Origin of the sequence: Amycolatopsis sp. lyj-346 (assembly GCF_046548975.1) — a bacterium.
In the GTDB taxonomy this organism is placed as follows: domain Bacteria; phylum Actinomycetota; class Actinomycetes; order Mycobacteriales; family Pseudonocardiaceae; genus Amycolatopsis.
The window spans coordinates 184,481-203,972 of record NZ_JAJPWT010000013.1 but is presented as its reverse complement, the minus strand read 5'-3'; the positions used below and the strand labels follow the sequence as shown (position 1 = coordinate 203,972).

Genomic DNA, 19,492 nt, shown 5'->3' with positions numbered 1-19,492 from the left:
TCCCCGCGCCCCCTCCGGTACTGTGCCGTGCATTGCCGGGGACCGGGCCGCGGCGGAGGGGATGGATCGTGGAGGACATCGTCGCGCTCGTGCGGCCGGAGATCTACGCGATGCGGCCCTACACGTCGGCGCGTGTCGAGGGCGACCAGTCCGCCCGGATCTGCCTTGACGCCAACGAGAACCCTTATCCGCCCTTTCCCGGCGGCCCCGAGCAGGAGGGCCTGAACCGGTACCCGGACCCACAACCGGCGTCGCTCCTGGGCCGGTTCGCCGACATCCACCGACTTCCGATCGAGCAGATCTTCCTGTCTCGGGGGGCTGACGAATCCATCGACCTGCTGGTCCGTGGGTTCTGCGCGGCAGGCAGGGACGCCATCCTCATCACGCCGCCGACTTTCGTCATGTACGAGACCGCTGCCGAGATCCAGGGCGCCCGGGTGTGTCGGGTGCCCCTCAACCCCGGCTCGTTCCAGCTCGATGTCGATGCCGTGCTGGCCGCCTGCGACGCCGACCCGGGGATCAAGCTCGTCTTCGTCTGCTCGCCCAACAACCCGACGAGCAACGTGATGGAACGGGCGTCTGTCCTGCGTCTCGCGGCAGAGCTACGAGGACGGGCGATGGTGGTGGTGGACGAGCTGTACGTCGACTACTCGGGTCAGCCGTCCCTGGCTCGAGAGATCGCCGGCCAGCCCAACCTCGTCGTCGTTCGTTCGCTGTCGAAGGAGTACAGCCTCGCCGGTGAGCGCTGCGGCATCACGCTGGGCCACCCCGAGCTGATCGGGGTGCTGCGCCGCATCATGCCCCCGTACCCGCTCACCGTCACGGCCATCCGCGCCATCGGTGCGGCGATCTCGCCGGCCGGCATCGCCTACGGACACCGGAACATCGCCCGCATCGTGGCCGAGCGGGATCGCGTACGCGAGGCCTTGTCGCAGTCACCAGCGGTGATCGAAGTTTTCCCCTCGGACGCCAATTTCCTCCTGCTGCGTACCGAGGACCCGCGGCGTCTGTGTGCCGCCATGGCAGAGCAGGGTATCAAGCTGCGAGACCGGAGCAGCCTGATCGATGGCGCCGTCCGGGTATCGATCGGCACGCCGAGCGAGAACGACGAGCTCCTCCAGGCCGTGAAGCTGTACGCCTCCTCAGGGCCCAGTCCGGTGCCCATCCGTCATCGCGGGATGTCGTCCGATACCTGATCTTGAGGTATTCGCCACCGGGTCGGCGGACGCAAGGTCCGCGTCGTGGTGGGACAGTCGACCACGGCCACCTCGACCGGCCGTGAACACAGCCGGCAAATTCGCGCCTGGGCCGGCACCAACGGCTACCCGGTTTCCGGCCGAGGGCGTCTCTCCTCAGTTGTCTTCGGGACCACGGGTTCCTTGCCGGAATGTGGCAGCGCCCGGTCGGCCCCACCTCGATCCGGCGGATCCGGGAGACGAGATCCCATCCCGGTGATGAAACTGAAGCAATGATTCCAGATAACACAGAACCCAGGTCGAAGAGATCTTCAACCTGGGCAGTGGGGGTGCGCCATCAGGGACTCGAACTCCGAACCCGCTGGTCAAGAGATCGCTTTCTGGGCCGTTGGGTGATTTCGGGTGACGTCGGACAAGACCTTTTCGGGGCGAACGACAGCCTTGTCGGTACCGTGAGACCGACGGCTTCCTGACGCCCTACGGCCTGAATCCGGTGCCGACCCCATCATCGAACAGATCGACGTGCCGACCATGCCGACGAGAGCTACGGCTACCGCACCCACCGCCAAACCCCGACACCCCCGGCACACCCTGCACCCCCGTCGAACTCATCGGCCTCGGCATCGACCGCGGACTCCCCCTCGGCACCACGGCCTCCGCGCCCACTGCGACCTCGACACCACCACCAGCTGGGGCCCAACCTTCACCGCCACCCTCTGGACACTCCAAGTGGCGGCCAGCTGGTGAGATGGGAACGCGTGCAGTCGGGGGTCGAGACGCTAATCGGCGCGACCGCGCAACAGCTGTCCGGCTTCTTGGGGTCCGCTCAGAAATTGCTCGGCGGAAAGCTCCCTTCGAACGGCGTCGTAGCGGCGACACGGCCTGGTTCTACATGCGGCACGAAGTCGCCAAGATGATCTTGAGGTTCGTTGGTGGGGAGGAGCGGAGGTAGGCGCGTTCAGTGGAGCATCGTTCGTATGGAGCCGGCGTGCTTGTCCCAGTTGCAGGCGTAGCCGAAGTAGCCTTGGCTCTCCCATGGGTAGATGCTCAGGCGGAATCCGGAGCACCAGCCCCAGTTGGCGTACTGCCGGGCGATCCAGATGTGCCCGTAGGCCAGGGCGTAGTACGCAGCTCGCAACTGCAAGGGCGTCGCCGCAGCTGGCGACCGCGGCCTCGGCCGTGCCGGGCGTCGCCACAGCGGTGCCGGTGGCGAGCGCGGCAGCGATAGCGACCGCGGCCACCGCGTTGCGCAGCAGTCTCCACACCCTCCCTCTGCGCTCCTTTCCGTGGTTGGCCGTGGTAGTGGCTTGTTGTGTCATCCGGTCCTCCTTGTCCATTGCGTCTCGTCGTGATCGACGGGCCGCGTCGGGTCCCCAAGCAGACCGGGCTGAGCGGGGGTTGCGGAAGCCGTTGGGCGAGGGTCGGACAACTCCGGACAAGCCTCGTACAGGCCGTACACCAGCGGTTTCGTCGCCCGGAGCGCTATCGGCGTAGGCGTTGCCACCATTCGAGTGATGCTGGCGGCCAGTCGTCACCTCCAGAATGCAGTAGAGGCCGGCCGTGTTTGCCCGCCGCACTCGGCGGGGCTGCTCCGGGAAGCACCCAGCGGAGGCCGCCACCCCAGGCGAGGAGGGGATCGTGAGCGAGCGAGGCGAGGTGGATCTCGGCGATCTGTGCACCAGGGAGGAGTTCACGCAGGCATTGGTGGCCCTGAAGAAGACAGGACTGACCGTGCGGCAGATCGCCCGTAAGACCGGTAAACCACACAGCACCGTGGGCGGCTACTTCAGCGGTAAGCACCTGCCCCAGCTGAACGAAGCCTCGATCCTCACCGACATCCTGGCCGTGTGTGGCGTCGACGACCCGGATGAGGTGGCCGAGTGGCTGGCGGCCCTGGAACGGGTGACGCGCTGCACCGGCAGAACGACCTCCCCGTCGCCCTATCGCGGCCTGGCCCGGTTTGAACGGGACGACACCGAGTGGTTCTTCGGCCGCGATGAAGCCATCGCCCGGTTGGCCGCCCAGGTCGAGGCACGAGCGGCTGTGGGGGGGCGCGGTAGTGCTGGTCGGCACCTCCGGCGTAGGCAAGTCGTCACTGCTTCGCGCCGGGCTGCTGCCCGCCCTCGAGGGCGTTTGGCAGGTGCTGGTGACCACTCCAAGCCATGGGCCTGTCCACATCGAGGACCGGGGTGGGCGACCGTCGCTGGTGGTCGTCGAGCAGGCCGAGGAGCTGTTCACCGTGGTCGATCCGGCGGACCGTGACGTCTGGATCGACGAACTCACAAAAATCATCGGCCCGGGCGTGGTCGTCGTTCTCGGAATCCGCGCCGACTTCACTCCGCAGATGATGGATCACCCGACGCTGTTCGAGTTCTTCCGCGACGGGCAGGAACTGCTCAACCCGATGAACACCGATCAGGTACGGAGCTCCTGCGGCAGTCGCGGCCCCTCTGCCAGGTGCGGGTTTGAGCCCGCCGCCCCGGTGGGTACTGACGGAGATCATCGCCGTTCCGCTTTGGAGGTCGCTCGTGCAGATCCAGGTCAACACGGACCACAACATCCACGGTGGCGAAGGCCTGGCCACCTACGTGACGACCGACCTGGAGAACAGCCTCTCCCGGTTCGGCGGCTGGTTGACCCGGGTGGAGGTGCACCTCAGCGAGGACGGCGGCAAGCCGGACGACAAGAAGTGCGTGATCGAGGCGCGGCCCGGCGGGAAACAACCGGTCGCCGTCACGCACCACGCGACGACCGTGGACGACGCGTACACCGGAGCGGCGCACAAGCTGGGGCGGGTGCTGGATTCCCGGTACGACCGCGCTCACGACCACAAGGGCAGCGACAGCATCCGGCACATGCCCGCGCCGGAAGACCCCGGAGAGGTCGGCGCGCTCGAGGACGAACCACGCGCCTGACCGAGGCCGTGTAAACACCCTTCCTTCGATCTCGCCCTGCGCGTTCTTGACGGCCGAACCGTGCCCTTCGAAATGCGTGACCGCCGTCACCGGCCGGATACGGCACGTTCCAGCCACACCGAATCCGGGCCGCCGTTCGCGTGGCTCTCCAGCCTCAGGAACGAGAATCCGTGGTGGGCGTAGAACTTCGCCGCCCGGTCGTTCCCCGCGATGTACGCGAGCCGCACCGCCCGGTGCTGTTCGTCCGCGGTGTCGATCACCTTGCGCAGCAACGCGGTTCCGGCGCCGGACCCCTGCGCTTCCGGGACGACGTAGAGCTTCCACACGACCAGCACGTCCTCGACCGGCCCGAAGCTGGTCATGCCGACGATCTCGCCGGTGGCGTCCTCCGCGACGAACGTGCGCTCCAGCGCCTGGCGGAGGAGCTCGCCGGACCACCACCGCGCGAGCCCGTCGGCGACGTATTCCTTGCCCGCCAACGGTTCGTAGGTGGGCGGCCAGGTGCGGTGCCCGACTTCGGCGATGGCGGTGAGGTCGTCCTCGACGGCCGCTCGGATTCGCACGGTTCTTCTCCTCACGCCTGATAGCTGCCGATGTTCGCGGTCCCGAGCGTGCGCAGCGTGCCCGGGACGCGGTCCGGCCGCCGGTCGGCCAGGTGCCCCGCGACCTTCCACGAGTATGCCGGATCACCGACGACGTGCCCGAACGCCAGCGCATCCGCCTGCCCGCTCCCGAAATCGAGCGCGGCGAGCACCGACGACAGCAGCACGTTCCGCGCGTTCTCCATCCACCGCCGGACGTCGGGGTGCCCGAGCACCCGCTCGGTCGCCGCGCGCACCTCGGCCTCGCGCGCGGTGGGGAACCCCAGTTCGAGCCACGCCCGCGCCGCGCCCGGACGGCGCTGGACGCTGGTGCGCAGGCCGTAGCTGATCCCGAGGTCGTCCCGAAGCACCTGGTACAGCGGCGCGAACGGTGCTCCGGCCACGCCGAACAGGAACAACTCCGCCGCCGCGGCCTGTGCGGCGTCCACCGGCGGCAGGTCCCAGCACACGGCGCACCAGGTCTGCCGTCCGCTTCCGGCCCGGTGCGTTCCGCCGCCGCGGCCCGGCTCCGCGGGGTTCGCCGGCGGTTCGCGGATCGGGCCGGGCTCGGGAGTTCCGTCGAGGTCGGCAAGGACGGTGAGGTGCGTCTTGAGCGGCCCGTCCGTCCGGACGACCGGGTCTTCGCCCGCGGCGAGCCGGCGAGCGGCGAGGCGCGGGTCCGGCGCGCGTCCGACGTCGGCGACATCCAGATCCGCCCAGGTCAGGGCCGTGCCGTCGAGAAAACCGAGCAGCTCGCCGAGCCGGTCTTCGGTCACGGTGAACGACAACGCCGGGGCCCCGGCGAGCACCTTCGTGCCCACCCCGGCGCCGGTGCTCGCCGCGATGCCCCGCCACTCCGGACGCGCGACGACCGCCCGCTTCCACGCCTCGGCGACCTTCGCGGACGCGCCGGTCGCGGCCAGCGTCCACCGCACGTGCGCCAGCCCGGACGCGATCCCGGACCGGTACACGTCGGCGGGCGTCCGCGCCGTCCCGCCGGCCGCGATCCGCACGGGCAGGCCGTCCAGGACGGCGGTCACAGCACGATCTCCCGCCCACCGTGCGCGGCCAGTTCCACCGCGGCTTTCGCCACACCTTCACTGTCCACTTCGGACAACGCATCGAGGTAGTGCCCGACGGAAGCGCCGGCGAACATCCGCAGCCAGGTGGCCGCGCGCGTGCGGGGCACCGGCCGGTCGAACCGCTTGAGCGCCCCGGTGCGCACCCACCGCGCGGCATCCGCCACCACCGCCGGATCGAGCCCGCCGGCCAGCACCCCGAGCGCCTGGGCCAGCGCGTCCGGCAGCCACTCCGTCTCCCCCGTCGCCTCGACGGTCAGGCATGTCGGCGACCGGTCCTCGTTCGGGTCGCCGCTGATCCCGGCCCGCGCCGTCACGCTCGTCCCCGCGGGCGCGCGGCGGCCGGCCAGCGACCGCCCGCCACCCTGCCCCAGCAGGGCGGCGACGACCTGGGCCACGGCGAGGTCGGTCAGCCACCGCCCGGTGCGGACCACCGGGAAGCACACCGCGCGGGCGTGCGGCGAGTCCTCGGCCCGTTCGATCCGGACCACCCGCGGCCCGCTCAGCTCGTGCGGCCGCGGCGCGTCGGGCACGGCACTCCCATCGAGCACGTCGAGCAACGGCGAAAGCCGCTCCCCCACCTCGGCCGGCTCGAGCGGCCCGACGCTCGCGACCTGGGCGACCGCCGGGTCGAGGAAGAACCGGAACGCCCCGTCCAGGTCACCGGGCGTCAGGTCCCGGAGCGCCGGGTTGTCGACGAAGCCGCAGTGCGCGTTGGCCTCGTCGTCGAACAGCGCCGCCCGGTTGTACTGCACGCTGAACCCGCGCTGCGGGTGCCGCAGCACCTTGATCGCCACCTCCTGCGCGATCACGTCGAGTTCGCGCCGCACCGCGGCCGGCGCGTGCACCGGATCGGCGAGCTGCCGCCGCGCGATCCGCGCCCAGCGGCCGAGCCCGGCCGGGGGCACGCTCACCCAGAACTGGACGTAGTCCGCCCCGGTGTAGGCGTTGCAGATCGCCCCGGCCGTGCGCAGCGAGGAGAAGAACCGGCCCGACCCGGCCTCCCCCCGGCAGTGGAACACGTGCTCCACCAGGTGGGCCAGGCCCGGCAGCGGCTCGTCGCGCTGACCACGGCCGAAGGTGAGGCAGACCGTCTGGAGGGCGCGGCCCGGCTGCCGCTCGACGAGGATCATCGGACCGCGGCCGCCACGAGGACGGGCGCCGGGCGGACCATGGTGCACGCCCCGGCGGCCAGCGCCCCGCACGCCGCCGTCACCAGCCACACCACCGTCCCGCCCCGTGCGGTCAGCGACAGCATCACCACCGGCCAGAGCAGCCCGGCGGCGGCCCAGCCGAGCTGGTAGGCCGCCATGTACTGGGCCAGCCGGGCGGCCGGCGCGATCCGGGCCACGAAGTCGTTCATCACCGACGTGCTCAGCAGTTCGCCGGCGGTCAGCCCGACCATGCCGAACACCGCGCACACCGCCGTCCCCCCGGACGGCAGCAGGAATCCGACGCCGAGCACGGCGGCACCGGCCGCGATCGACAGCGCCGCCGCGACCATGACCGTCCGGTGCTGGTACCGCTCCACCTTCCGCGACACCACCGGCAGCAGCAGCACGAGGATGACGACGTTGAGCGCGATCAGCGCCCCGGCGAGCCCCGCCCCCCATTGTCCTCTTTGGACCAGGGACAGCGTGAGCACGGACGGCATCGCCAGCAGCGGCACCACCAGCAGCACCGAGGCGATCAGGAAGACACTGAACTTCACGTCCGCGTAGACGGCCAACGCGCGGGCCGGGCGCTCGGTGTCGGTGACCCGCGGCGTGGTGCGCACCCCGCGCAGCAACACGGCCGCGACCACGAACGACACGGCGTTCAGCGCCATGAACACGGTCAGTCCGCCGTTGCCGGCGAACCCGACGGAAATTCCGCCGACCAGGGCACCGAACCCCATGGCGGCGTTGCGGATGCTGCCTTCCAGCGCGTACCACCGGCGCCGCTGGTCCCCGGTGATGTCGGCGACGAAGGTCGAATTGCCGGCCCAGAAGGCGTTGTCCCCCGCCGTCGACAGCAGCAGGACGAGCAGGGCGAGCACCCGGCTGGTCGCGAACAGGGCCCCGACCGCGGCGGCCGCCCGCGCGTAGTTGATGACCACGAGGCAGCGTGACGAGCCGAACCGCCCGACGAACCGGCTCGCCAGGGTGCCGGCCGGCAGGGCGAGGACCGCGGCCAGCGTCATCAGCACGCCGACCGTGGGCTGGGAAAGCCCGGCCCGGAAGACGAAGTACAGCGGCACGAACGGCACCAGGGCGCCGCTGGCGACCGAGTCGATGGTGACCGAGGCGAGCACGGACCGGCCCCGCGGGATCCGGGTGAGGTCGAGCTGCGTCCAGCGGGCGAACATCCGGCCTCCTTCAGTAGTGGGCCAGCGGAAAGCGGTTCAGCTCCGGCTCCGGCAACGGCGTCTCACGCCAGCCGAGCGTGACGGCGGCGCGGCTCACCCGGCCGCGGCCCCACTGGGGGAAGGCCGCCGGGAAGTTCGGCACCAGGCCGGGGCTGAGCACGCGCACCGCCGAGAACCCGGCCTCGGCGATGTCCGGTGTGGTGAGGTCGACGGCGATCGGTTCTTCGCCGAACTCCGCCCGCAGTTCGACGGCGACCCGCCCGATCAGGGCGTCCGCGGACTCCGGTGCCCCCGCCGGTTCGGCCGGGCGGGGACCGGCGGGGACGTCGAACGTCCACGGCGAGACGTGCGCGGCCGCCCGCGGGTCCAGGTAGATCTGCAGCTGGCAGGCCAGGTCCTTGACGTCGCGGAAGTCGGCCCGGTACGAGTCCAGGTACCGCGAGTCCGCGCGGAACGGCTTGAGGTTCCGTTGCGAGGAAAGAACGTTCGCCTGCGCGCTGCCCGGCCGGGCCCCGGCCATCGTCAGCCCGGTCCACTGCAGACCGATGCCCTCGGCCAGCGCTTTCCGGCCCGCTTCGGCGAAGCCGGGCCGGGTCGCGAAGCCGATGGCCAGGAAGTCCGACCGCACGTCCCGCACGCAGGCGGCAGCGGTGGCCAGACCGTACCGGCCGGAGATCGGGATGATCGCCGCCCGGAACCGGTCGCCGAGCTCGGCCGCGAGTTCCGGCGCGAAGTCCGCGAGCGGGACCTGCGGAAGCAGCGGCGTGTTCGCCCACCAGACCATGGACGCGTCGCGCTCGATCGTCTCGCACAGGCCGTTCGCGACGGCTTCCGCCCAGGTCCGGCCGCCCGCGATGCCGGAGAGGTTCGGGTAGAGGTGCCGCTGTTCGCCGTCCGGGCGGAAGGAGTTCCACGCCACGTACACCCAGCACGCCGGGACCCACCGCTCGGCGCCGCTCACCAGTCCCCGGCCCGGGACCCACGCCACGGTCGTGTCGTCGTCCAGTGGCGCGAAGGGGAAGCCGCGCTCCGCGTGCTGGTCCGCGGAGTACCCGACGAGGCTGTCCGGCGCCACCGCGGCCAGCCCGCGGCGCGTCAGTTCGGTGTAGCTCGCCGAGATCATCGGCGTCCGCGGCGACACCCAGTTCGCGCAGTACCGCTCGATCAGCTCGCCGATCGCCGGGCCTTCGGCGGCCGCGGCGCTTTCCCAGCTGGAACCGAACGCGGTCAGGTCGTTGGGGAAGTCCATCACCCGGCGCATGTCGGCCGCGCGGGCCACCGCGATGTGCAGCGACCGCGGGAAGTGCGCCGGCGTCGGCTGCACCTTGACCGACCGGATCACCCCGGCCTCGGGATCGCGCAGGTGCCACGCGTCGGTGCGGCGGGCCGCGCGACGACGTTCGCCCTGGTCGGGCAGGGCCAGGATGCCGTGGTGCTCGACGCTCAGGTGCGCGCAGTCCAGCACCAGCTCGGCCGACTGGATCTCGGCGCGCGCGGCCCCGGCGAGCCAGCGCTCGGCCTGGGCGGCCAGCGTCGCGGCGGCCCAGCGCAGTTCCGCGGGGCGCAGCGCGTCCGGCTCGGGCGGTGGCGGATCCCGGTGCTCGGCCTGGAACAACGCCGGGGACGCCGCGGCGGCTTCACGGCGGCGGTAGACGTCCGACATCGTCGCGCCGACGCCGGGTTTGACCACCGGCCCGGCGAAGACCTTGTGGTCGAGCAGCCGGACGACCAGCCGCAGCGCCTCGAGCCGCTCGAGTTCGTCGTCCAGCGCGATCACGGTTTTCGACGGCGCGTGGCTGAACACCGGGCAGACGACCAGGCGCGGCCCGCATTCGCCGAGCGCCCGTTCGGCGGCGGCCAGCAGGCCGTCCTGGGTACACGCGCGGGCTTGAGTGCGCAGGCCCGCGGCCTGCCAGGCCTCGGCCAGCGCCGTCACCGGGCCGTCCGGACCGAGCCAGAGGAACTGGTAGTCGCGCAGCCGCTGCGTGCGCAGGGCCTGCGGGAGGAGCCGGTACCAGGACCGGTCGCGGGTGTCGGCGACCGGCTGGACGCAGCCGTCGCGGGTCAGCCCGGCCCAGACCTCGGCGAACTCACCGGGGCAGGGTGCCGCGGCCAGCAGCTCTTCCCGGGTGCGGGTGCCGTCCAGGAGCGCGAGCCAGTCCCGCATCCGCTCGGCCGCGACGCGGACGCGAAGAACGGTCCGGCTCGGCGGCACCAGCAGGCAGCTGTCCGGGCCCTCGGCGACGACGCGTACGTGCCCGGCGATCCACTCGGGTGACATCTGCTTTCCTCCACACGCTGCGCGCGATACCCTGGACGTGCCGGTTGGCCCCCGGGGTGTGCTAAGGACGCACCCCGAGGGCCAATCCGATCATCGAGCGATCAGTCCTCGTCCCAGCTGAACTCGATTTCCGGGGCGACGTTGTTGTTCGCCAGGATGGCGAGCTCGTTCTCGTTCTCGAAAGACTCGAAAATCTCCAGCATGTGCGTACTTCCTTTCCTCGATCGGTTACCGGACCGCGCCCGGCGGCGAGGCTGCTTCGGCGTGGCCCACCATCGTGTGCGACTCACTGCCGTTCCTATGCGTTCCTCATACCTTCGCCGTGCGTGTTCCCATGGTGCCGACCGGCAGGACCCACGACGTCTTCCGGATTGCGGCCCCGTTGTTCAGGTTGTCGAAGACGCTCAGCTGCCGCGAAAACCGGGCCGGCTTGCGGGTCAGCGGCGTGGCGATCACCTCCGCGGCGGCCACCAGGTGCTGGATGCCGCCCAACCGGTCCGGTCGGCGGCCACGGCCGCCTCGGCGACGGCGTCGGTGGATTTGCGCACCGGCACCGATTCACCGGTCGGCGCCGACTCGTCGATCTCCGCCGAGCGGACTTCCGTGAGCCGGGCGTCGGCCGGGACGCGGTCCCCCGCGGCCAGCTCCACGACATCCCCCGGGACGAGCCGGCCCAGCCGTTTGACCGCGCCGAGCGAGGCGGCGCCGGTGAAGACGCGCGGCTTGTCGATCCGGGTGTCGAACGCCGCGAACGCGAGCCCCGGCGGGAGCGGCTCCAGGGTGCTCAGCCATTCCCGGATCCCGGTCCGCGACCGCGTCGCGCGATCCACCTGGTCCGCAACCGACTTCCGGGTGGCGGCCCGGCTCGTGCCGTGCACCTGGGCGGGCCCGCCGTGCCCGCATTCAGACGTGAATTCCCATCGCCGTGAGGTCGGCACATAGTTCCGAAGGACGAGTGTCGAATGCTATTCGACAACGTCACAGGCCGGAACGTTTGGCCGAGCGATCCATCGGCAGTTGATCCTGGGCGCGAACCCGGCGATCCCCGTTGACTGCGACGGCAGGACTGGTTACATTGACTCGAAACTCCAGGTGAACAGCCTGAATGTCTGAGCGTCAGTATGGCGTCGTGGAGGTCACGCAAATGCACGATCGGCGTCGAGCGCAATTCTCCTCGATCGCCTGTGGCAGTTGCCTCCCGAAAGTTCGCGAGCGATCCGGCAGCCTGCGTCAAGCGGCGGTATTTTCCATTTTCAACGCCCTGTTTGACGCTGAGATTTCTGCGAACAAGAATGTTAACGCTAACAGTCATTCAGTCCGCACCGGGTACGGGCACAAGCACGCCGCCTGAACCGGGAGCTCCGGGGATCCGGCCTCCCTGTTCCGCGTATCGGACCTCGGGCGGCGCTGACGACGAAGGAGAAGCACATGAGTTCCACGGACCAAGCCCCACCGGGCGTGCCACTCCGAGCGGCACCCCACCGCACGGGTCGCTTCCGGCGCAGCCGCGGGGGGCGCGCACTGATCGCCCTGCTCACGACCGTCCTCGCGGCCGCCACGGCGATCGCGCTCAATCCCAGTGCGGCGTCGGCGGCGACCGTCGACACGAATGCGTGGTACGTGCTGGTCAACCGCAACAGCGGCAAGGCACTGGACGTTTCCGGCGTTTCCACCGCCGACGGAGCGGTGATCCACCAGTGGTCCCGCCACGACGGCGCCAACCAGCAATGGCAGTTCGTGGACTCTGGCAACGGCTACTACCGGCTGAAGTCGAAGAACTCCGGCAAGGTCCTCGACGTCGACAACTGGTCGACCGCCGACGGCGGGAAAGTCCAGCAGTGGACGGACCTGAACGGAACCAACCAGCAATTCAGCCTCACCGACTCCGACGGCGGCTACGTCAGGCTGCTCAACCGCAACAGCGGCAAAGCGGTAGAGGTGACGGGCGCGTCGACCGCGGACGGCGCGGCGGTCGTCCAGTACGGCGACTGGCAGGGCGCCAACCAGCAGTGGCAGCTCGTCCGGCTGGGTGACACCGGTTCGTGCTCCCTTCCGTCGACGTACCGCTGGTCCTCGACGGGCCCGCTGGCCGAACCGAAGTCGGGGTGGCTCGCGCTCAAGGACTTCAGCAGCGTCGTCCACAACGGCAAGCACCTCGTCTACGGGTCGACGACCGACACGTCCGGGTCGTACGGCTCGATGGCGTTCGCTCCCTTCACGAACTGGTCCGACATGGCCTCGGCCGGCCAGACCGCGATGAACATCGGCACCGTCGCGCCGACGCTGTTCTACTTCGCCCCGAAGAACATCTGGGTGCTCGCCTACCAATGGGGCGGGCCGACGTTCTCCTACCGCACCTCGAGCGACCCCACCAACCCCAACGGCTGGTCCGCGCCGCAGGAGCTGTTCACCGGCACCATCCCCGGCGGAGCCCCCCTGGACCAGACCCTCATCGGTGATGGCACGAACATGTACCTGTTCTTCGCCGGGGACAACGGCAAGATCTACCGCGCGAGCATGCCGATCGGGAACTTCCCGGGCAGTTTCGGCTCCGGCTACACGACGATCATGAGCGACACGACGGCCAACCTCTTCGAAGCCGTTGAGGTCTACAAGGTCAAGGACCAGAACCAGTACCTCATGATCGTCGAGGCGATGGGCGCGAACGGCCGCTTCTTCCGCTCGTTCACCGCCACCAGCCTCGGCGGTACGTGGACCCCGCAGGCCGCCACCGAGAGCAACCCCTTCGCCGGCAAGGCCAACAGCGGCGCCACCTGGACCAACGACATCAGCCACGGCGACCTGGTCCGCACCAACCCCGACCAGACCAAGACCATCGACCCCTGCCACCTGCAGCTCCTCTACCAGGGAAGGAACCCCAGCTCCGACGGCACCGACTACAACCACCTGCCCTGGCGGCCGGGCGTGCTGACACTGCAGCGCTGACCGCCTGACGCAGGTTCACCCAGCCGGATCGGCGCCCTCACCCCTCGCCGGGGTGGGGGCACCGCCTGACCTTCACCCGGACGATCACGTGCACCTCGTCACCCGGCGCCCATGTGGTTTTCACGACCCGGGGTGAGCGATGCACTTCCCGCAATCCCGGAGAACAACTTCGATTGTGCAGAAGAAAGGCTTTCTCCTGCATTGACGATTCTGTCACGGAATGGGAGACTCGCGCCTTTTCCGTCCTACGGTGGGGCCCGCGCACTCAGACACCGGGTCCGGCACCGCCGTCCGGAGCCGTCAACGGAAGGGCTGCACGTGTACCGGTCTTTTTCGGAGAAGCTCGCCGATCCCGACCTCATCGATCTCGGCGAAGGAATCTACGTCCTGCGGTTCGAGGTCATGAAGGTGACATCGGTCCGCGCGGCCGTCCAGGACCTGCTGGACCGCGGGGTCGTCCGCCCCGGTCAGACGCTCGTCGACAGCTCCAGCGGCATCTACGGGCACGCGCTGGCGCTGGTCTGCCGCGAATTCGGGCTCAAGTGCCACATCTTCGCGTCGATTTCGGTCGACGCCGGCATCCGGACCCAGCTGACCTACCTCGGGGCCACCTTCCAGCAGGTGCCCTCGTCGGCGAGCCTCAAGCACGATCAGGAGATCCGCGTCCGGCTGGTGCACAAGTACCTGGAGGCGAACCCGGACGCCTACTGGATGCAGCAGTACCACGACGACGTCCACTACCTCGGCTACCGCGGGATCGCCCGCACCGTCGTCGAGGAGCTGGGCGTCGACGGGCTGACCCTGGTCGGCGGGGTCGGCACCGGGGCGTCCACCAGCGGAATGGGCCGCTACCTGCGGGAAGCCTCCCCGGACGTGCGGGTCGCCGGGATCCAGCCGTTCGGCAGCCGGTCGTTCGGGGCGGAGTCGGCGCCGATGGACTCGTTCATCATCGCCGGCATCGGCAGCGGGATCCGGTTCGCGAACATCGACTACCGGATCTACGACACCGTGCACTGGCTGGACTTCGACGTCGCGGCGGCCGGCTGCCGGCACCTGCTGGCCACCACCGGCGTCTTCGCCGGGCTGTCCGGCGGCGCCGGGTGGCAGGTGGCGCGGTACGTGCGCGAGACCGAGCCGGGCGGCGGACCGGTGGTCTTCCTCGCCGCCGACCCCGGCCACCGGTACGTCGAACTCGTCTACCCGGTGGAGGCCGCGGACGCCCCCGACCCCGGTTACCGGCCGGTGCGGGTCGGCTCGCTCGCCGAACTCGCCGGTCCGTGGGCCACGATGGACTGGGCCCGGCGGCCGTTCCAGGTCCAGGACGACCTGCCCGAATGGCGCCAGGTACCCCGGGCCGCGTGACCGGGCGGCCGCCCGGCAACGGTGCCGGGCGGCGCCTGGCCGTCAGGGCAGGCGGCCCTGCGCGCGCAGCGCGTTGAGCACCGTGGTGACCGCCTCCGAGGACTGGTCGACGCCGGTGGCGCGGAACGAGTAGTTCAGCCCGCCCGGATTCACCAGGTTGAACTCCATCACGTACGGGTAGGCCAAGTCGATGCCCGAGTAGAAGACGCCGTGCTCCATCAGCCGCTTGCCGAGCCGGCGCACGAAGCCGTCCTCCTCCGGCGTCAGGGTCAGGCCCTCGAACTTGGTGCCGAGGGTGACGTTGGCGCGGTCGTCGTGCTCGAAGTGGAACCGGCGGAAGCCGCACACCGGGACGTCGCCCGCGATGATCACGCGCTTCTCGTTCTCCCGCACGTTGGGGATGTACTCCTGCACCGCGGCGTACCGCTTGGCCAACCCGATGATCTCGCGGCTGTACATCTCGTACCGCGGCACGGCGTTGCCGGTGGCCGACTGCAGCAGCGCGGCCCGGTTGCGCTCGGTCTTCGACAGGAAGTAGACGTCGGCGCCGCAGCCCTCGTTGGTGGGCTTGAGCACCCAGGTGCGCCCGGCGTCCGACTCGACCAGCCCGGTCAGGAAGTCGAAGTCGTTCGAGACGTAGGACGCGGGCAGGTTTTCCCGCGGCACGACGGATCCGAGCGTCGTCTTGGAGTTGAGGTAGAACAGCGCGGCGGCCTCGTTGACGAACGGCACCCGCTGGTTCAGCACCCACAGCAGCTGGAAGCTGTCCGCCTGCACTTCGGGATTGGTGCCGGCGAGCACCCACACGAGGTCGAAGTCCTCGGCCGAGGCGTAGCTTTCCGACAGCGCCGGGAAGTCGTGCCCGGTCAGGTACTCCTCGGTCAGCCGGACCCGGTCGCAGACGACGACCGAATCGTGGATCGACAGGGTGTCGATGTCGCCGATGTGGACGTCGTGCCCCTCGCGGTGCAACGCGCTCGGGATGATGGAGTGGTTGTCCAGCCGGAACTTCGCGACTTCGGAGACCAGGACGAGGATCTTGTAGGGCACGAGCCGGTCCTTTCGGGTGGCGGGTTTCACGACCCGCGGGTGAACGCCGCGACAGCGCGAGCGAGGTGGGTTTCGAGTTCTTCGCGGGTGTCGCCGGCGGCGATCACGAACCCGTGCCGGTCCCGCGACTGGCGAACCGCCGGCGGCCGGGCGCCGGGCGTGGCCGACAGGTGGGCTTCCACGATCCCGGGCAGCGCCGCGACCGCCGCGACGTCGACTTCGGGCACCGGCGTGTCGCCGGGGAACGTGATGTAGCGGATCCCGGCGACCCGGCGCCGGGCCGGGCCGTCGGTCGTCATCGGCCGGTCGAAGACGATCGCCATCGTCTGCTCGAAGACGTCCTCCCCCAGCGCGAGGCGGAGCATGTCGCTGATCCGGTCGCCGCCCGGGCGGCCGTGCGACTCGATCAGCCGGGGACCGGCGTCGGTCAGCATCACCTCGGTGTGCGAGACGCCGTAGTGGTACCCCGCGGCGTCGAGCGTCGCGGCGACGAGGTCCGCGACGGCCGCGGCCGGCCCGGCACCGAGGTCCACCGGCAGGGTGTGGCCCGTCTCGACGAAGTGCGGGGCACCGGTCGTCGCCTTCTCGGTGACGGCGAGGATCCGGTGGCCCCGGGGCGAGCTCATCGCCTCGACGCTGTATTCGGTGCCCCGCAGAAACTCCTCGACCAGGTGCGGGCGGTCGAGCTCCGGTCCGGCGAGCCACGCGGCGGCGTCGGCCGGGCCGTCCAGCCGGGTCACGCCCGCGCTGCCGGTGCCGTCGGCCGGCTTGACGATGCAGGGGAACCCGATGTGCGTGATCGCCCGGCCGAGCTCGGCTAGGGTGTCGCCGACCCCGTGCGCGACCGGGACACCGGCCCGGTCGCCGACCGCGGCGCGCAGCTTCGCCTTGTCCCGGAACGTCTCCAGCGTGCCCGGCCGGGCGCCCGGCCAGCCCATCCGCTCGTTGACCACGGCCGCCGCCGAGCAGCCGGCCTCGCCGAACCCGAAGCAGGCGACCGGCCCGGGCAGGTCCAGTTCACGCAGGCGGGCCACCAGCCCGCCGGGATCGGTGGTCCACGGGCTGCGCAGGAGCAGGCCCGGCACGGGACCGGGGTCGGCTCCGCCGGGGGCGAGGACGACGACCACCGCCAGCCCGAGCCGGCGCGCGGCGTCGACGACCAGGTCACGGGGGTTGAGCAGGACGACCGTTTCAGGCATGTCGGACCCGCGCCTTCGGCAGGAGGAGGCTGGTGGCGGCCGCGGCGACGGACACGCTGATCAGCACGAGCCAGACGCCGTCGCCGCTGAGCAACTGCACAAGAACGCCGCCGAGGCTGGCGCCGGCGAGGCTGCCGACGGCCCCGGCCGCGCTCATCGCGCCGAGGGCGATCCCGGTGCGGCGCACCGAGCTCGCGCGGATGGCCTGCTCGTCGAGACTGGGCCCGATGAGCATTTCGGCGACGGTGACCGGAAGCGCGAAGACCAGCAAGGAGAGCCACCCCGCCTGGGCCAGCAAGACCGCGTAGGCGCAGGCGAAGAAGAGGAAGCCGAGGGCGAGCAGGGTGCGGTTCGCGGCGCGGGCGAAGACGTGGCGCAGCAGCGCGTACTGGCAGAGCACGACGAGGACGCCGTTGACCGTGAAGACGACCGCGATCGCCGCCGTGCTGCCGGTCATGGCCAGTGCCGCGATCGGCACGACGACGTTGAGCTGGCTGTAGATCGCCCAGTAGGCCACGCCGAGCGCGAGCAGCGTGAGCCAGTGCGCCCGGCCCCACCGGTCTTCCGGCGGCTCGGCGGCCGCGACGGCCGGGCGGGGCCTCGCGGCCGGGCGTCCCGCGCGGGCGAGCAGCCGGATACCGAGCGCGAGGTGGGACAGGACGCAGGCACCCAGGATGTACCGGAACCCGAGCGGGTAGACGGCCGCACCGAGCGCGGGCCCGGCGACGACGCCGATGTTGACGAATGTCGAGCGCAGCGCCAGCATCGGCCGCGGCCCGGGGCCCTCTTCGGCGACCAGCCGGGTCTTGATGGCCAGGCCGAGCAGCGAGCCGCCGACCCCGACGGCCACCACGCCGGCGACCAGGCCGGCGCCGCCGAGACCGAGCAGGACGTACCCGGCGATGCGCAGCGCGAACCCGGCAGCCAGCACGGCCCGCGTGCCCAGCCGGTCGACCAGGAACCCGGTGAGCAGCGAGAAGGCCTGACTGGAGAAGGCGAGCAGGCCGACGAGGAACCCGGCCTCGGCCGCCGCCACGCCGCGGCCGGTGAGCTCGACCACCAGCAGCGGCAGGAACATGAACGTGGTGAGCCCGGTCAGCAGCACCGTGACCAGCAGGGCCCGCCCGTCCGGGGACGTTTCGCGCCACGCTGTCACGGCGTGTCCGCCACGAGGTTCGCCGTCAGCCACGCCTCGGTTTCCCACAGCCGGGCCTCGACCTCGGCGGTGTCCCGGCCTTCGACCATGGCCCAGCAGAGGTGGGAGGTGCTGTTCTGCGCGACGGCCCCGGCGGCGAGGGCGGTGTTGACCTCGTACTCGGTGACCCAGGCGAAGGGCGGCCGTCCGGGGGCGCGCACCGCGCGGCCCGGGGGGACGATCGCGACGGCGCCGTGCAGCCGGTCGGGTGCCCCCCGGGGCGGGTCGGCCACCGGCAACCCGGTGGACAGCCGCAGCCAGGTGGGCAGCAGGTCGAGGCCGTAGGTGGCGCGGGTGAGCGCGGGGATCCGGGCCCCTCCCACCCGCGACGCGATCTCGCACAGCAGCAGCTCCCCGCGCGCGGTGCGGAAGACCTCGAGGTGGTAGGCGGACACGGCGGGCGTGTCGAAGGCGGCGAGGCACTCGTCGAGGAAGGCGGTCAGCTCGACCGCGACCGGATCCTCCGGGTGCAGCTGCAGCGATCCGTTGTTCTGCCCGGAAAAAACGCTCAGGCAGCTGCGCAGGTACCGCGAGCAGGAGACGAACCGGAAGCCATCGGCGAGCACGGCGTCGACGTGGTGGACCTCCCCGTCGACGAACTCCTCGGCCATCAGATCGTCCCGCCAGTGGCGGCGGCTGAACGTGGTCAGCTCGCCGGCGTCCCGCAGCACGGTGATGTCCCGGGAGCCCCCCTGCTTCCGCGGCTTGACCACAACCGGATAGCCGACATCGTCGACGAAGTCGAGCAGGTCGGCAAAGGTGCCGAGCCCGGCGAAGCGTGGCGTGCGGACCCGCTTGCCCGCCACTTCCTTCATGACGACCTTGTCGCGAAAGGACAGTGCACTGTCCGGGGTTTGCCCGGGCACCCCGAGGTGGGCGCGAAGCCGGGCCACGCGTTCGAGGTCGTACTCGTTGTCCGTGACGACGTAGTCGAAGAGGTGATCGCGGGCGAGTTCCCGCAGCCGGAGTTCGGCGTAGGGGACGAACTCGCAGTCGGGCACGTGTTCGTAGTGCGCGAACCCGGCGGTGGCGTCGAGGGGGTTGTGGCTGAAGACGTAGAGGCCGCTGACGTGCTCGGGCAGCATGGCCGCGTAGTCGTTGAGCTGCCCGTAGTTGATGACCGCGACGTTGACCACCGCAACCTGCCTCTCGCCGCTAGTACCCGCTGCCGTCACAGGGATGCTAGGAAGGGGGCAGCACCTGACTCATCTCCCAGGAGGCGGCATCAGGGCACGAGAAGACATGCACGAATCCCGAAGATCGGCTAGTTGCGCCGATCGGGTGGATCCGGCTGGTCGCACGGCTCAAACCGGTCGCTGCGTTCCTTGAGCGGCTCGTCGG

At 70.7% G+C, this 19,492-nt stretch carries 17 protein-coding genes and 2 pseudogenes; 7 read left to right on the top strand and 12 right to left on the bottom strand.

Annotation, left to right across the window (positions count from 1 at the left end):
- Window positions 1–68 precede the first annotated feature (68 nt).
- Both hisC and ACLJQE_RS32490 read left to right on the top strand, forming a co-directional pair.
- Window positions 69–1,196 carry a histidinol-phosphate transaminase gene (hisC, locus tag ACLJQE_RS32495; protein ID WP_410643343.1) on the top strand — a complete coding sequence of 376 codons (1,128 nt, stop codon included), beginning with the start codon at window positions 69–71 and terminating at the stop codon, window positions 1,194–1,196.
- A 45-nt stretch (window positions 1,197–1,241) separates the two neighbouring features.
- Window positions 1,242–1,472, top strand: a complete 231-nt coding sequence (locus ACLJQE_RS32490; RefSeq protein ID WP_410643342.1) for a histone-like nucleoid-structuring protein Lsr2 — start codon at window positions 1,242–1,244, stop codon at window positions 1,470–1,472.
- 682 nt (window positions 1,473–2,154) lie between these two features.
- On the opposite strand, the gene ACLJQE_RS32485 is transcribed toward ACLJQE_RS32490, so the two are convergent.
- Complete coding sequence (locus tag ACLJQE_RS32485) at window positions 2,155–2,340, bottom strand: hypothetical protein (RefSeq protein ID WP_410643341.1); 186 nt, start codon at window positions 2,338–2,340, stop codon at window positions 2,155–2,157.
- Window positions 2,341–2,756: 416 nt separating this feature from the next.
- Between ACLJQE_RS32485 and ACLJQE_RS32480 the strand changes: the two are divergent.
- The 3 genes and pseudogenes from ACLJQE_RS32480 to ACLJQE_RS32470 all read left to right on the top strand — a co-directional run.
- A pseudogene (locus ACLJQE_RS32480) lies at window positions 2,757–3,230 on the top strand (helix-turn-helix domain-containing protein); the annotation flags it as partial.
- Window positions 3,193–3,567, top strand: a pseudogene (locus ACLJQE_RS32475) (hypothetical protein); the annotation flags it as partial. The pseudogenes ACLJQE_RS32480 and ACLJQE_RS32475, both read left to right, overlap by 38 nt.
- A 157-nt stretch (window positions 3,568–3,724) precedes the next feature.
- The gene (locus tag ACLJQE_RS32470; protein WP_410643340.1) at window positions 3,725–4,111 is read left to right on the top strand and encodes an HPF/RaiA family ribosome-associated protein; all 387 of its coding nucleotides are present in this window, start codon (window positions 3,725–3,727) and stop codon (window positions 4,109–4,111) included.
- A gap of 86 nt (window positions 4,112–4,197) precedes the next feature.
- On the opposite strand, the gene ACLJQE_RS32465 is transcribed toward ACLJQE_RS32470, so the two are convergent.
- The 7 genes from ACLJQE_RS32465 to ACLJQE_RS32435 form a co-directional block, all read right to left on the bottom strand.
- Entirely contained in the window at window positions 4,198–4,674 is a 477-nt protein-coding gene (locus tag ACLJQE_RS32465; protein WP_410643339.1) for a GNAT family N-acetyltransferase, read from the bottom strand.
- 11 nt (window positions 4,675–4,685) lie between these two features.
- Window positions 4,686–5,732 carry an insulinase family protein gene (locus ACLJQE_RS32460; RefSeq protein WP_410643338.1) on the bottom strand — a complete coding sequence of 349 codons (1,047 nt, stop codon included), beginning with the start codon at window positions 5,730–5,732 and terminating at the stop codon, window positions 4,686–4,688.
- On the bottom strand, window positions 5,729–6,904 hold the full coding sequence (locus ACLJQE_RS32455; protein ID WP_410643337.1) for an insulinase family protein: 1,176 nt from the start codon (window positions 6,902–6,904) through the stop codon (window positions 5,729–5,731). Before ACLJQE_RS32455 ends, ACLJQE_RS32460 begins: the two co-directional genes overlap by 4 nt.
- Window positions 6,901–8,118 carry an MFS transporter gene (locus tag ACLJQE_RS32450; protein ID WP_410643336.1) on the bottom strand — a complete coding sequence of 406 codons (1,218 nt, stop codon included), beginning with the start codon at window positions 8,116–8,118 and terminating at the stop codon, window positions 6,901–6,903. The genes ACLJQE_RS32455 and ACLJQE_RS32450 overlap by 4 nt, the downstream gene beginning before the upstream one ends.
- 10 nt (window positions 8,119–8,128) lie before the next feature.
- On the bottom strand, window positions 8,129–10,399 hold the full coding sequence (locus tag ACLJQE_RS32445) for a YcaO-like family protein (RefSeq protein ID WP_410643335.1): 2,271 nt from the start codon (window positions 10,397–10,399) through the stop codon (window positions 8,129–8,131).
- Between the two features lie 309 nt (window positions 10,400–10,708).
- The gene (locus ACLJQE_RS32440) at window positions 10,709–10,870 is read right to left on the bottom strand and encodes a hypothetical protein (RefSeq protein ID WP_410643334.1); all 162 of its coding nucleotides are present in this window, start codon (window positions 10,868–10,870) and stop codon (window positions 10,709–10,711) included.
- On the bottom strand, window positions 10,852–11,229 hold the full coding sequence (locus ACLJQE_RS32435) for a hypothetical protein (RefSeq protein WP_410643333.1): 378 nt from the start codon (window positions 11,227–11,229) through the stop codon (window positions 10,852–10,854). The genes ACLJQE_RS32440 and ACLJQE_RS32435 overlap by 19 nt, the downstream gene beginning before the upstream one ends.
- Window positions 11,230–11,827: 598 nt before the next feature.
- Between ACLJQE_RS32435 and ACLJQE_RS32430 the strand changes: the two genes are divergently transcribed.
- On the top strand, window positions 11,828–13,345 hold the full coding sequence (locus ACLJQE_RS32430) for a non-reducing end alpha-L-arabinofuranosidase family hydrolase (RefSeq protein WP_410643332.1): 1,518 nt from the start codon (window positions 11,828–11,830) through the stop codon (window positions 13,343–13,345).
- Window positions 13,346–13,663: 318 nt separating this feature from the next.
- Window positions 13,664–14,707 (top strand): pyridoxal-phosphate dependent enzyme, encoded by a 1,044-nt coding sequence (locus ACLJQE_RS32425; RefSeq protein WP_410643331.1) that lies wholly within the window; start codon window positions 13,664–13,666, stop codon window positions 14,705–14,707.
- A 42-nt stretch (window positions 14,708–14,749) separates the two neighbouring features.
- Here ACLJQE_RS32425 and ACLJQE_RS32420 read toward each other — a convergent pair whose 3' ends face one another.
- Genes ACLJQE_RS32420 through ACLJQE_RS32405 form a run of 4 tightly spaced genes read right to left on the bottom strand, consistent with a single transcriptional unit; the run spans window position 14,750 to window position 19,287 of the window.
- A complete protein-coding gene (locus tag ACLJQE_RS32420) occupies window positions 14,750–15,757 on the bottom strand; it encodes a RimK family alpha-L-glutamate ligase (RefSeq protein WP_410643330.1) in 1,008 nt (335 codons plus the stop codon).
- A gap of 26 nt (window positions 15,758–15,783) precedes the next feature.
- Window positions 15,784–16,956: an ATP-grasp domain-containing protein gene (locus ACLJQE_RS32415; protein ID WP_410643329.1), complete on the bottom strand. Its 1,173-nt coding sequence runs from the start codon at window positions 16,954–16,956 to the stop codon at window positions 15,784–15,786.
- Entirely contained in the window at window positions 16,949–18,112 is a 1,164-nt protein-coding gene (locus ACLJQE_RS32410; RefSeq protein ID WP_410643328.1) for an MFS transporter, read from the bottom strand. Before ACLJQE_RS32410 ends, ACLJQE_RS32415 begins: the two co-directional genes overlap by 8 nt.
- Window positions 18,109–19,287 (bottom strand): acetyl-CoA carboxylase biotin carboxylase subunit family protein, encoded by a 1,179-nt coding sequence (locus ACLJQE_RS32405; protein ID WP_410643327.1) that lies wholly within the window; start codon window positions 19,285–19,287, stop codon window positions 18,109–18,111. The genes ACLJQE_RS32410 and ACLJQE_RS32405 overlap by 4 nt, the downstream gene beginning before the upstream one ends.
- Between the last annotated feature and the right edge of the window lie 205 nt (window positions 19,288–19,492).